The 11,579-nt window shown below is 68.0% G+C and carries 12 protein-coding genes; 3 read left to right on the top strand and 9 right to left on the bottom strand.

What is annotated here, in order from left to right:
- Positions 1 to 242 precede the first annotated feature (242 nt).
- Positions 243 to 1,721 (top strand): vanadium-dependent haloperoxidase, encoded by a 1,479-nt coding sequence (locus tag ACFXB5_RS09800; RefSeq protein WP_385204686.1) that lies wholly within the window; start codon positions 243 to 245, stop codon positions 1,719 to 1,721.
- Positions 1,722 to 1,849: 128 nt separating this feature from the next.
- Here ACFXB5_RS09800 and ACFXB5_RS09795 read toward each other — a convergent pair whose 3' ends face one another.
- Positions 1,850 to 2,710, bottom strand: coding sequence for an SGNH/GDSL hydrolase family protein (locus ACFXB5_RS09795; protein WP_385204683.1), 861 nt, complete (start codon positions 2,708 to 2,710; stop codon positions 1,850 to 1,852).
- Positions 2,697 to 3,266, bottom strand: a complete 570-nt coding sequence (locus ACFXB5_RS09790; protein ID WP_385204680.1) for a PadR family transcriptional regulator — start codon at positions 3,264 to 3,266, stop codon at positions 2,697 to 2,699. The genes ACFXB5_RS09795 and ACFXB5_RS09790 overlap by 14 nt, the downstream gene beginning before the upstream one ends.
- Positions 3,267 to 3,395: 129 nt before the next feature.
- Between ACFXB5_RS09790 and ACFXB5_RS09785 the strand changes: the two genes are divergently transcribed.
- On the top strand, positions 3,396 to 3,833 hold the full coding sequence (locus tag ACFXB5_RS09785; protein ID WP_385204677.1) for a nuclear transport factor 2 family protein: 438 nt from the start codon (positions 3,396 to 3,398) through the stop codon (positions 3,831 to 3,833).
- A 227-nt stretch (positions 3,834 to 4,060) separates the two neighbouring features.
- Here the strand turns inward: ACFXB5_RS09785 and ACFXB5_RS09780 are convergent, their stop codons facing one another.
- The 4 genes from ACFXB5_RS09780 to ACFXB5_RS09765 form a co-directional block, all read right to left on the bottom strand.
- A complete protein-coding gene (locus ACFXB5_RS09780) occupies positions 4,061 to 4,702 on the bottom strand; it encodes a hypothetical protein (RefSeq protein WP_385204674.1) in 642 nt (213 codons plus the stop codon).
- 334 nt (positions 4,703 to 5,036) lie between these two features.
- Positions 5,037 to 5,375, bottom strand: coding sequence for a nuclear transport factor 2 family protein (locus ACFXB5_RS09775; protein WP_385204672.1), 339 nt, complete (start codon positions 5,373 to 5,375; stop codon positions 5,037 to 5,039).
- 461 nt (positions 5,376 to 5,836) lie between these two features.
- Positions 5,837 to 6,097 (bottom strand): hypothetical protein, encoded by a 261-nt coding sequence (locus tag ACFXB5_RS09770; protein ID WP_385204669.1) that lies wholly within the window; start codon positions 6,095 to 6,097, stop codon positions 5,837 to 5,839.
- Positions 6,098 to 6,856: 759 nt separating this feature from the next.
- Entirely contained in the window at positions 6,857 to 8,041 is a 1,185-nt protein-coding gene (locus tag ACFXB5_RS09765; protein WP_385204666.1) for a helix-turn-helix domain-containing protein, read from the bottom strand.
- 133 nt (positions 8,042 to 8,174) lie between these two features.
- Between ACFXB5_RS09765 and ACFXB5_RS09760 the strand changes: the two genes are divergently transcribed.
- Positions 8,175 to 8,738, top strand: a complete 564-nt coding sequence (locus ACFXB5_RS09760; protein ID WP_385204664.1) for a flavoprotein — start codon at positions 8,175 to 8,177, stop codon at positions 8,736 to 8,738.
- 168 nt (positions 8,739 to 8,906) lie between these two features.
- Here ACFXB5_RS09760 and ACFXB5_RS09755 read toward each other — a convergent pair whose 3' ends face one another.
- The 3 genes from ACFXB5_RS09755 to ACFXB5_RS09745 all read right to left on the bottom strand — a co-directional run bounded on the left by ACFXB5_RS09755 (position 8,907) and on the right by ACFXB5_RS09745 (position 11,507).
- Entirely contained in the window at positions 8,907 to 9,260 is a 354-nt protein-coding gene (locus tag ACFXB5_RS09755) for a DUF6247 family protein (RefSeq protein ID WP_385204834.1), read from the bottom strand.
- Positions 9,261 to 9,551: 291 nt separating this feature from the next.
- Entirely contained in the window at positions 9,552 to 10,211 is a 660-nt protein-coding gene (gene msrA, locus ACFXB5_RS09750; protein ID WP_385204661.1) for a peptide-methionine (S)-S-oxide reductase MsrA, read from the bottom strand.
- Between the two features lie 198 nt (positions 10,212 to 10,409).
- Positions 10,410 to 11,507, bottom strand: coding sequence for a hypothetical protein (locus ACFXB5_RS09745; protein ID WP_385204658.1), 1,098 nt, complete (start codon positions 11,505 to 11,507; stop codon positions 10,410 to 10,412).
- Between the last annotated feature and the right edge of the window lie 72 nt (positions 11,508 to 11,579).

Genomic DNA, 11,579 nt, shown 5'->3' with positions numbered 1-11,579 from the left:
TGCATTGTCGAATACAAGGTGACAAAATACTGCCTGTCGGCGGATTCAGTAGGGGATTGGTTCGAGGACGCGGAGACGCCGCGCCAGGGCGCTCGCCGCGAGACGGCCGGGCAGATCGGTCTCGACCGCGAGCCCGGGGGCAGGCGATCACAGTCCAGGTGCATATCGGCGTGGTTGATCTTTTTTGTGGCATAACGGATATTACGCTGCCGCTGTTGATCAGCGACGTCGAAAGGAATGCCGTGACTCTCGCGCCCAATCATGGCCATCAGTCGACCGCGAAGTCCGTGCTCCCACGCCTGAAATCGCGTGGCGGCGGACGCCTGGGGCGGCTACGGGCCGCTGTCGTGGCCGGTGCCATGCTCGCCGGGCTGAGTCCGGTGGCGGCCGGTGGGCCGCAGGCCGCCGCGGCGGCGGGGTATGGAGACGATCCGACGCAGTACTGGAACAAGGTCCTGCTCCAGACGTTCCGCGATGCGCGGGGCTGGGACGCCTCGCCCGGCAAACTCTCCAGGGCCGGGGCGATGGTCCACGCGGCGATCTACAACGCCGAGAGCGCCTATCAGTACACCTACGGAACCTTGAAGTACGAGCCATACCTCAACCGGCCGCTGAAGTATGCCCACAGATCGTCGCGGCCGCGTCCGGACGAGGAGGAGCGGCTGATCGACCGCACGGCGTACCGGATGATCTCCCAGCTGTTCCCGGGCGATCAGGCCTATATCGACGCCCAGTACGAGGCTCGGACCGGCCGCTCTCCCCACTCCTACGACCCCCTCGACCGCCTGGTGGTCGACCGCGTGGTGAGGCAGATCAACAGGGCCCGGGCGGGCGACGGTTCGGACAACCCGGAGGTCTACAGCGGCGACACCACCACATCTGGAGCCTGGCGGCCGACAGGTGAAGCGGACTGCCGGTGGCCGAGCGACGCGGTGACCCCGAACTGGGGCAAAGTGCGGCCGTTCGTGCTCCGCTCCGGCTCGCAGTTCCGGCCTTCCAGCCTGCGAGGCTTCACTTCCTACGCCGATCTGGTGGCCAGCCCGGAGTACGCGATCCAGCGCGATGAGGTGCGACGGGTCGGGGCCCGCGACTCCACCGAGCGCACCTTCGAACAGACCGTCGTCGCCTGGTTCTGGGACCATGACCTGGACGGCACCTACCACCCGCCGGGGCAACTGCTCGAGCTGACCGGGATCGTCGCCAAGAAGTTCAAGCTCGACACGTACGAGACCACCCACTTGTTCGCGCTGTCGGCGCTGTCGTTGGCGGATGCCGGGATCGCGGCCTGGGACAGCAAGTTCGACACTTCGATCAAGCTGTGGCGCCCGGTGTCCGCGATCCAGGCGACGGGCGGCGCGAACGCGAACTGGGAGCCTCTCAGCGCGGACCGCTCAGGGGCACCGCTCACCCCGTGCTTCCCCGCCTGGACCTCCGGGCACGCCAACTTCACGGCCGCGTGGGCAGGCGCGATGCGGCACTTCTTCGGCCGTGACGACGTCTCGTTCATCGCGCACTCCGAGGACCCGCACACCCTCACGGCCTACCGCCGGATGGCCAGCTTCAGCCAGGTCGCCCAGGAGGGCGAGTTCAGCCGCCTCTGGCTGGGCGTGCACTTCCGCTGGGACGCCGAGGACGGGAGGACCATCGGTACCAACGTTGGCGACTACGTGTTCGCCAACGCGCTGCTGCCGACCCGACCGCACCGTCCGCAACAGCACTGAAACGACAACCCCGCGCCGACTGCCGGCGGACACGCTCCCTGAGGTGAGTGATGAGGTTGCCGCTGGGCTGGACGCGGTACGAGTACCGACCAGTCGGCGGCAGCCTCTCACGGGGGTGACGACTGGTTCTACTTCTCCGTCCACCGCCTCGTTGCCGGCGTTCCTCGAACATCCCCACCGTCGCTCACGGACTCCGTCCGATCTGCTCGCACCGGCCCCAGCTGAGGTCGCTTGGCGGTGCGGCCGTCGCCCGATGACCGGCCGCGGAGGCGGCGGGTGAGCCAGGGGCCGAGGAAGGTGGCGGTCCAGCGGAGTTCGTCGGTGACGGCGCGCCAGCCGGTGGGTGCGGGCGTCGCCGGCGGGGGCAGGGGGTGGCTCCAGGTGTCGTCGGAGCCGGGGAGGTCGAGGGTGTGGGCGAGGGCGGCGGCGATGCGCTGGTGGCCGAGGGAACTGGCGTGGAGGCGGTCGGGGCTCCACATGCGGGGGTCGTTGACGACGGGGTAGTGGCCGGTTTCGGCGACGGTGACGCCGTGGCGCCGGGCGGCTTCGCGGATGCGCTCGTTCACGGCGATGACGCGCGGGGTGAGGGGACGCGCCAGGGGGCTGATGCGGGCGGGATCGGGGAAGGTGAGCGTGGCGACCCGGGCGCCTTGCGCGGTGAGCGCGGCGAACATCGCCTCCAGGTGGTGGGCGACGTGGTCGGCGTCGAAGCGGGGGCGGAGGAGGTCGTTGACCCCGGCGACGACGGTGGCCAGATCGGGGCGGAGGGCCAGGGCGGGCGCGAGCTGCTCCGCGTGGACCTGCGCGGCGAGACGGCCCCGTACGGCGAGATTGGCGTACGAGAGGCCGGGGTTGGCGTGGGCGAGGTGTTCGGCCAGGCGGTCGGCGAACCCGCGCAGACCCGCGACGTCGTCGCCGTCGCCCAGGCCCTCGGTCTGGCTGTCGCCCAGTGCGACGTAGCGGCTGTACGCCGCGTCAGTGTCGGGCATGGTTGTGCTGCCTCTCTCGCAGGACGGTGATCGTGCGCTCGCACCAGTCGCGGTTGCCCTGTTCGAGGGCCAGGCCGCGCAGGCAGGTCAGATACGGGCCGATGCGGTGGCCGTGGCGCAGGAACTCCTCCTCCGTACGGTCACCGCGCATCTTGCGCAGCAGCTTGCCGAAGAGTTGGATCTTGGCCTCGGCGAAGGTGACGCGCTCGGAGAGCTGGGCGATCAGCGTCTCCTTGTCGACATGGTCCGCGGCCTGGACCTTGACGAGCAGGTCGTCGCGGATGAAGGACGGCTTGGCGAACGCCGCCGTGAACTCCTCCAGCTCCGCCAGCCCGGCATCGGTCACCTGGAACAACCGCTTGGTGGGGCGGGTCTCCTGGACCACGGCCCGGCCCGCGATGAGCCCGTCGTTCTCCAGGCGGGTCAGCTCGGCGTAGAGCTGCTGGGGTTGGGCGTGCCAGAAGTTGGCCACGCCGATGTCGAACGCCTTGGTCAGCTGGTATCCGCTGAGCTCCCCCTCGAGCAGTGCCGCCAGCACGGCGTGCCGCAGGGCCATCGGATCGCCTCCTTCACGTCCCCGCGTCTCCGCATGCCTCTGTGCATGCCTCTGTCGCCGGACACGCGACCATGATAGTCATGAAAATGACTACTCACATCCATGACTATGAAGGAAGGCGGGTGTGCAATGACCACTGCCGACCGTTTCCGTACCGCCATCGACAACCGGGACCTCGCGGCCCTGGACGATCTGTTCACCGAGGACATCCGCTTCTACAGCCCCGTCAAGTTCACCCCCTTCGAGGGCAAGCCGATGGTGCTGGGCCTCTTCGCGGTCCTGCTGCGCACCTTCCAGGACTTCCGCTACCTCGGCGACTACACCGGCACCGCGCAGACCAGCACCGACGGCACGTCCGCCCAGTCGGCGGTGCTGCTCTTCCGCGCCAGGGTGGGCGACAAGGAGATCCACGGCATCGACCTGCTGCACTTCGCCGACGACGGCCGCATCAAGGAGTTCACCGTCATGGTCCGCCCCCAGTCCGCCGTCCAAGCCCTCGGCGAAGCGGTCCTCGCCGGCCTGGTCGAAGACGGCCTCGCACCGGCACCGACACCCGCCGGCCAGTAGCCGCGCATCTGCCCGTCGCCACGGGCCCGAGGGTGCGCGTCGGCCGCCACTCGGAAACCCTTTCGCCGCGTGGCCGGACGCCGCCCGGGTGCCTTCACCCGGCGGCGGTCGGCACTGTGGGACTCCGCACCGGCCCAGCGACCCCGGAAGGCGCCTCGGTCGGCACGTCGGCCACGGTCACCCCGGCGGTCAGTCGCCGACCGGATGGTCTGGAACGTGATGGTGCGTCATCGCTCGTCTCCCTGGGCCGGCCCTGGCTGGAGAATGACGTCGCGATGCCCGCCATCAGTCATGTTGCGGTGCGGAGCCAGTAGCCATGCCCAGCCCGCATACTCTTTCTCTTCGATCGCGACCTGTTGGAAGCGATTGACGGGGAGTCCTGGCAGGCCCGACAGGACCACGTCTTGATACAGGCTGTCCGAAACCGCCAAGGCCAGCGGTGAATCTGGCGACTCGACCAGCATGTTTCTGAGCGGTTTCGAATTCACTAGCCGTGCTACTGAAATTACCGCCCGGCCGACATAGCCATTCGCTGCGCGCCGGACCACGCCGGTGTCGAAAGCCGCCCGTAGCTGAATCTGTGCAGCTTCTTTGAGGGGCTCATTGACCCATTCGACGGCTTCCATCAGTCCAAGCGTCAAGCGGGCCAGGGTCATGGGTAGCGGTAGGCTCGGGTGGGCAAGCAGTAGGCATCCATCGCCTTGCCCCTGCTTTGAAAGATCCCGCTCTTCCAGTCCGGCGCTTTCCCGCATTCTTTCGAGAGCTTCAGCAAGCCACCCTTGGATCCGCGACTGTTCGGGCAATGATCGCTTTCCGTATCCCTGTACATCCACGAACAGGCATAACCGGCTCAGGTTGTCAAATTCCATAGTTCCCCCGCTTTCACACCTGCGTTTCAGAGCGATGTGAGAGTCGTTGCATCTTGGCAAGTGCCCTGTGTCGGAATCGGGCGTCACTCGCTGAGTGAAGCGATCCCCCGGTACGAGCATGTCCGGCCGCTGCCCCTTCCATGCCCCCAACGGGGTTGGACACCCTTGCGAGGGCGATCAAGCGGCGTGCGGCACGAAGGAGACGCGGGCTCCCGCAGTGTCGGTCGATATATCCAGTGTGGCGTCGAGCGCCTGCCGAGGTGCGCAGGAAGGGGAGGGGCGACCTGCGCCTCGTGGGCGAACCCCGGTCGCGGCTCCTGGGCTTCCGGACGACTCACACCTTGCCGCCGAAGAAGACCTGCACCTCCCGGATGAGACCGTCCCGCACGGTGATCGCCTCGACATTGCGGTGCCGGTCGCCCGTCGTGAGCTCGTACTCGTAGTGGACGAGGACGAGTTCCTGATCTGCGGGCGTGACGTGGAGCAACCGCTGTTCCTTGAGTCGGCTGGCGGTGGGAAAGCACTTCTCGAAGAACGTTGCCTTGTCGATGTGGTCGTCCTGGGGGCTGGTGAACGTGAAGTCGTCGGCGTAAAGGGGGAGGGCCGCCTCGCGGTCCTGTGACCGGTAATAACGGAACGCCGCCTCAACGACGCTTGTCGGGCCTTCGTTCATTCGACCTCCAAGATCGGACGGTTGGCTCCACCCTGCCAGGATAAGAGCGAGCGCTGAATGCACCGCGGACGAGATTGCGGCAGAGGCCGCTTTTACCCCGCGCCAGCCGCATCCGACACCAGGTAGCACGGCTTCCCGGCAGGGCCGGACCACAGCAGCAATCGCGGAACTCCGGCTCACTGGTCCGTTCAGTCTTTCAGGAGGCCGGCTGAGCGGGCGGCCTCTCGGTCGAACCTGTCGTCCTCAGGGTCGCCCATTTGGTCAAGTTCCCTGCTGTACAAGCTGCCTGACGACCAATGGCCGGGGCGCGTCGAGTGGGAGCACGACGATGACCCCGGTGCCATCGGCACCGGGGGTCGTGATCGATCCCCAGCCGGACCACCCCGGTAGCTGTCCAGGCGAAAAGGGGTGGTCCGGATATCGCTTCTTCGGTTGTTGCGCGTGATTCAGCAGTGGCGGCCTCAGTACTTCTGTCGGCCACCCGGGTAGCGCACCGGCTTTCGGCACTCCGGCGCGTCCTCGGGAGCGGGCTTGTCGCCGAGCGCGTAGCACAAGGCGGCGTGCAGCTGCTCTGCTTCCACCACCGTCAGCACCAGCGATGCCAGGGACGCGCGACCGGGCCGGAGGACTCGAAGCGGCAGCTCGAGCAGACCGTCTCTGCCGGGACGCAGACCGCGCCCCGGCGCGGGACCGACCTGCCAGCCTTCCGAAGCCCTACTCATTCGGCCCCTTGCTCGTCTGAGTCGGTCCGTCGCTCCCGCACTCGCCCGGCCCAGGAAGGCGCCCACCGCGACTCTCCGCGATCCGGAGAGCGTCTTGCAGCGCTTCGATCAGACGGTCCGAGAGATAGCGGAGCTCTCGCGGGTCCGCCTTCCGGTCGCGGAGCAGTAGGCGAGCGTGGCCGATGAGCTCAGCGCCCATTTGAAGCTGGACCGCTTCCATCTCGTCAGCCAGCCGCGACAGATACCCCGTGCCGTCCTCATCCGACATCAAGTAGCACGGCTTCCCGGCAGGGCCGGGCCACGGAAGCAATCGCGGTTGCGCACTCACCTGACCACCACCATCCCGTGCGGCGCGCACAACAGCTTCACCCGAGGCACGTCCTTCCGATGCTCATGAGCCACCAGATACGGCCGGACAAGCTGCACGTCCTCGCTGCGCAGCACAGGCTTTCGCGACATCTGGTGCACACGAGGTAGTTGCAACGTCGGGGCGTCAACACAGGCCACCGGCTGACGTGTCCCAGCCGTGCGATGACGTCCCCGGCCGGGCCATAGCACTCTCACCAACGGTTCGAAGACCCTGCCGATACCGTTCCGCATGTCGACCTGCTTCCTCAGGTTGGCCACGCCCCGGGGCGCACGCCCGCGTCGCCGGGGTCCTGTGGCGGATGAAAAACCGGCTGAGTATTCATGCTGGTGACATGCGAAGCCCCCAACTTTCACAGTTGAGTGAAAGCCGGGGCTACTGCGGTGAAAGTGTCAGAGGCCCACCCAAGCAGCCAGGTGATCCAGGCTGTCCGGGGTGCGACGGGACAAGTGGATCAGGCCCCGGATGGTCTCGCGAGCGCCCGCGTGGTACCTGGTCTGCTGCGGCGCCAGCTTCCGCGCGGTCACGATCGATTTCAAGGCCGCTTCAGAGCGCCCCGCTTCCATCTGGGCGCGTGCCTGGTCCACGTAGAAGTGCGCGGCGCGGGAGAGAGCCCAGTCCTGCGGTATCCGCACCTTCGCGGCCTCTTGCAGAGCTTCGCCGTAGTGCCGCATCTCGATATGAGCCGACACCGCGTGCACGGTGACATTCGTGGGGCCGAAGGACAGCCAGTGCACGTCCGTTGCTTCGCCTGTCTGGTCCGCGTAAGACCGGGCCTCGGTGAGGTGATTCTTTACCGCGTCTTCGTCATGAGCGCGGGCAGCGATGATGCTTGCTCCGAGGTGAAGCTGCCCGGCGACGGCATGCCGCTCTCGCGTCTGCGGAGACTGCTCCAATAGCCCCTGCCCGGAGGCTACGAGCCGTTGACCGATGGTGTACTCGCCCTCTCGGAAGTAGACGAGTGCACGCATGTACTGGCGCACTGCGGAGAGCAACGGATCGGATGCCCGCGAGGCAGCCCAGTCCATACGGTCCAGAGCCACCGTGGACAGGTCGTAGTAGCCCAGTTTCACTGCTAGGTCGTGCGCGGTGCGGTAGGTACTCGACAGGGCAGCCCACAGCTCGGACGACGGCGTCCGATAGGCGGCTGTGGTGATCTCCGCCATTGTTCCTGGGAGATCAAGAGCAGCGTCATGGAGCTTTGTGGCCCGGACCTGCTGACACAGGGCTCGGGCAGCGGTGACGAGCTGAGGAGCGGGGCGCGGTGTGATCGCGGGATCGGCTCCCAGGTCGTAGAGGTCGAGGGCTTCGCGGATCGGGCGGACCAGTGCGGCCAACCGGTCCTGCTGTAGCTCGGTCACGTACGGCTGGCCGGTCAGCGCCGTGACGTCGATGCACAGCGCTTTCGCGACAGCGGCCACCAGGTCGGGGCTGGCTGGCTTGTGCCCGGATTCAACCTGGGTGAGCAGGCTGTAGGAGTAGGGGACTTTCTGGGCCAACCCTCGCTGAGTCAGACCAGCCCGTTTCCGGTGATGTGCGATCCGAGCGCCCGTGTGCTCGTCGTCGGGGAGCGGCATGCATGCCTCCCTTTCGTGACTCACTCAACGGAAACGCTACCCGCCCGGCCACGGCAGAAGACGTTGAACGGCGATCTCAACCCTGAGCGGGGAGGGTTTGCGGAGGGAGGGTGCCGCGCGGTGGACTGCCCGCATGACCGCGAACCGTGTCCTCTACCTGTTCGGAAGTGCCGCTCCGCCTGTGCTGAACATCGCTGGCGTGATCGAACGTGCGCAGGCGGCCGATTGGGATGTCTGCCTCGGATTGACCCCCACGGCCGCACGCTGGCTTGATGACGTGCTGCCAGAGCTGGAGGAGCTGACCGGACACCCTGTGCGCAGCCAGTACAAGTTGCCCTGGGAGCCGGACGTCTGGCCTCCCGCGGATGTCGCTGTCCTGGCACCCGCGACCTTCAACACGATCAACCAGTGGGCCCTGGGGATCACCGAGAAGTTCGTCGTCGGATTCGTGGCCGAGGCCATCGGCAAGGGCATCCCGACCGTCGCTATGCCGTGCGTCAATGCCGCCTACGTCCAGCACACCCAGTTCGACACCAGCGTTGCCACGCTCCGCGCGATGGGGGTGCACGTGCTGTACGGGGAAGGCGGATTCGTACCCAACAAGCCGGGCCAGGGCCGACCGGAGAACTATCCGTGGCACCTGGCCCTCGAAGCCGCCGCGTCAGCCGTCAGCGAGTGCGATCCCGGTAGGGCATGAGCCGCCCTCGGACGGGTGGCTTAGCTTGGTGCCCGTTCCGATGCCGCAGTAGTCAGATGGGGTCTTGGAGGTCTTGTAGAACTTCTCCTAGGAATCAGCCTTTTAGTGCGGCAAATGCTGCTACAGCAGACAGTAGTGCGGGGTCGTACTCCCAGCGCCAGCCGACGCTCATCGAGGTGGGAGTGCGAGCGCGGCATGTGCGTCGTCCAGGATCTTGCTGATCGCGGACGCGGCGCGTCGGGCCTGTGCCGCGTCGCCTGTCTCGGCGGTGTCCTCCCAGTGACGGAATTCCTTCGCGATATTCGGCTGCCGCTGAATGTGGACGTATACGGCCCACTGGGCGATGAACCGCTGGAGAGGAGCCAGATCGGAAGTCTGCCGGGACTGGTCGGCGGCCTGATCCAGCCCCCGCGTGAAGGCGGGAAGGGCGGCGGGGGCGATCTGCGCGACGGCCTGGCGAAGGGCCGTGACAGTGGCAGGCGGCTGAGGGATGAGTGGCTGCCCAGTGGCGGAGGTGGTCATTGCTGCTCCCATGGGCGAGATTCTGATCCCTGGGAGCAGCCTATCGAGTGCGAGCCCGATCGCATCGCCCGAACGAGTGAGGGGCGCGCCCCCTCGGCCACTGGCGGGGACAGTGCCCGAGCGCTCGGCGAAGTGGCGCTCCGGCCATGCGGTGAGCGGGGCGTCGGCCTCGGAGTACGCGGCGGGTGCCCGTCCTGCGTGAAGACCAACGCCCCGGCATCGGCTGGTGCGGCGTACAGGGTGGGAGGAGCGCTTCGGTATCGCCGTCGCGTCGCCGGAAGGGGCGTCGCCTCAGTCACCAGCCGGAGCCACGCCGATCGGGCAGGAGACGCCCGTGCCGCCGATGCCGCAGTAGCCGCCCGGGTTTTTGTCCAGGTACTGCTGGTGGTAGGGCTCGGCCGGGTAGAAGGGGCCCGCGGGGAGGATTTCGGTGGTGATCTCGCCGTAGCCGGAGCCCGTCAGGACGGACTGGTAGGCGGTGCGGGAGGACTCGGCCTCGGACTGCTGCTCGGGGGAGTGGGGGTAGATCGCCGAGCGGTACTGGGTGCCGACGTCGTTGCCCTGGCGGAAGCCCTGGGTGGGGTCGTGGGACTCCCAGAAGACCTTCAGGAGGGCGGCGTAGGAGGTGATCTTCGGGTCGAAGACGACGCGGACGGCCTCGGTGTGGCCGGTGAGGCCGCTGCAGACCTCCTCGTAGCTGGGGTTCTCGGTGTGGCCGCCCTGGTAGCCGACGAGCGTGGTCCACACGCCCGGGGCCTGCCAGAACTTCCGCTCCGCGCCCCAGAAGCAGCCCAGGCCGAAGTCGGCGACGACCAGGCCCTCGGGGTAGGGGCCGGTCAGGGGGTTGCCGAGGACCGTGTGGCGGTCGGGCACGCTGAAGCCCGGTTCGGGGCGGCCCTTCAGCGCCTCCTCGGCGGTGGGGAGGTGGTTCCTGTGGCGGCTGAACAGCATCTTCGGGCTCCTCGCGGGACGGGTACGGCGGCTGCCACGTCCTTCGTCGTAGTCGTAGTCGTAGTCGTAGTCGTAGTCGTACGTCGACGTACGTTCTTTGCGTTCTTCGTCTTATACGAGTGCGCGGCGGCTTTATTTCAACGGGTACGGGGCTATGGGAATTCCGGGCCGCTCACGGCCCCCTTCACCGCGGCAGCGTCACCGCGGCAGCGTCGCCGGGGTGCCGCCGCCGCCCTCCCAGCCCGCCACCGCCAGCGCCCGGTAGACCGTGTACTCGGCCGCCGGGTCCACTCCGTACGACCACGGGACCGCGCCCACGTGGCCGTCCACATGGCGCAGCTGCTCCAGGGCCTCCGCGTATCGCTCCGCGCGGACCAGGAAGAAGACCAGCAGGTGGCGGACGTGCGGCAGTACCGGGTGGTCGGCGGGGGCCTGGCGGACGGCGTAGAGGGCGCCCTCCATCGCCTTGGTGATCACCTCGCTGCGGTAGAGGGTGCGCACGAGGTTGGCCTCCGGCAGGTGCTCGAAGACGCCGAAGAGGGGGAGGGCGGGGAGGAGGCTCTTCGCGGGGGCGGAGGCGGCGGCCGCGTGGGTGAAGGCGTCGGCGCGGTCCTGGGAGCCGTGCCACTTCTCGCACCAGTAGTGGAGGGCGGCCAGGTGGGCTCCCATGTGGTGCGGGGCGAGCTTGGTGACCTTGGTCCACAGCTCCTCGAAGTCGGCCTGCCGGTAGGCCAGCCCGCGGGCCACGCCGAGTTCGATGATGTGCGGCACCGGGTCCTCCGGGGCCAGCCGGGCCGCCTCGTGGCAGACGTCCCGGGCCTCCTCCAGGATCATCCGGAAGTCCTGCGAGGACGGGTCGAGCAGCGCCTGGCGGACCAGGAACTCCGCGTGCACCGCCGCCGCGCCCGGGTCCTCGGGGGCCGCCACCCGCCAGGTGCGCAGCCACATGCCGCCCTGGCCGGGGGCCTGGGCGAGCTCGAAGGCCGCCGCCCCGGCCAGTGTCTGCACCCGCTGCCAGCGCAGTTCCGAGGTGGCGTCGGTGAGCGCGAGCAGACGGGCGGCCGGCTGCCAGTCCTGCCGGGCCTGGACCTCTTCCAGCGCGTCGATCAGCTGCCGGTCCGGGCCGGGCAGCCGTACGTCCAGCCGTTCGCGCGGGACGAAGCCGTACTCCTGCGGGTCCGAGGCGCGCATCGCGCCCTGCACGGCCCCGCGGCCCCCGCGCATCCGCCGCAATGCCGGTACGACGATCAGCCCGCCGATCATGACGATGGCGATGAGGAAGATCAGAAGCTCCATGAGGTGTCCCCGTGTGAAGGCCCGTAACGGCTTGTGGTGCGGAACGGCTTGTGGTCCAGCCTATGCGCCCCG

The sequence above is a fragment of the Streptomyces sp. NPDC059455 genome, assembly GCF_042750115.1.
In the GTDB taxonomy this organism is placed as follows: Bacteria; Actinomycetota; Actinomycetes; order Streptomycetales; family Streptomycetaceae; genus Streptomyces; species Streptomyces endocoffeicus.
Note: the sequence above shows the minus strand (reverse complement) of the source record. Positions and strands in the feature narration are given on the sequence as shown.

What these genes read in the sequence shown, in the direction of transcription:
- ACFXB5_RS09760 (WP_385204664.1), top strand. Translation starts at nt 8,175, where the DNA reads ATGACCGCGAACCGTGTCCTCTACCTGTTCGGAAGTGCCGCTCCGCCT.
- ACFXB5_RS09795 (WP_385204683.1), bottom strand. Translation starts at nt 2,710, where the DNA reads ATGCCCGACACTGACGCGGCGTACAGCCGCTACGTCGCACTGGGCGAC.
- ACFXB5_RS09790 (WP_385204680.1), bottom strand. Translation starts at nt 3,266, where the DNA reads ATGGCCCTGCGGCACGCCGTGCTGGCGGCACTGCTCGAGGGGGAGCTC.
- ACFXB5_RS09745 (WP_385204658.1), bottom strand. Translation starts at nt 11,507, where the DNA reads ATGGAGCTTCTGATCTTCCTCATCGCCATCGTCATGATCGGCGGGCTG.
- ACFXB5_RS09765 (WP_385204666.1), bottom strand. Translation starts at nt 8,041, where the DNA reads ATGCCGCTCCCCGACGACGAGCACACGGGCGCTCGGATCGCACATCAC.
- ACFXB5_RS09755 (WP_385204834.1), bottom strand. Translation starts at nt 9,260, where the DNA reads ATGACCACCTCCGCCACTGGGCAGCCACTCATCCCTCAGCCGCCTGCC.
- ACFXB5_RS09770 (WP_385204669.1), bottom strand. Translation starts at nt 6,097, where the DNA reads ATGAGTAGGGCTTCGGAAGGCTGGCAGGTCGGTCCCGCGCCGGGGCGC.
- msrA (WP_385204661.1), bottom strand. Translation starts at nt 10,211, where the DNA reads ATGCTGTTCAGCCGCCACAGGAACCACCTCCCCACCGCCGAGGAGGCG.
- ACFXB5_RS09775 (WP_385204672.1), bottom strand. Translation starts at nt 5,375, where the DNA reads ATGAACGAAGGCCCGACAAGCGTCGTTGAGGCGGCGTTCCGTTATTAC.
- ACFXB5_RS09780 (WP_385204674.1), bottom strand. Translation starts at nt 4,702, where the DNA reads ATGGAATTTGACAACCTGAGCCGGTTATGCCTGTTCGTGGATGTACAG.
- ACFXB5_RS09785 (WP_385204677.1), top strand. Translation starts at nt 3,396, where the DNA reads ATGACCACTGCCGACCGTTTCCGTACCGCCATCGACAACCGGGACCTC.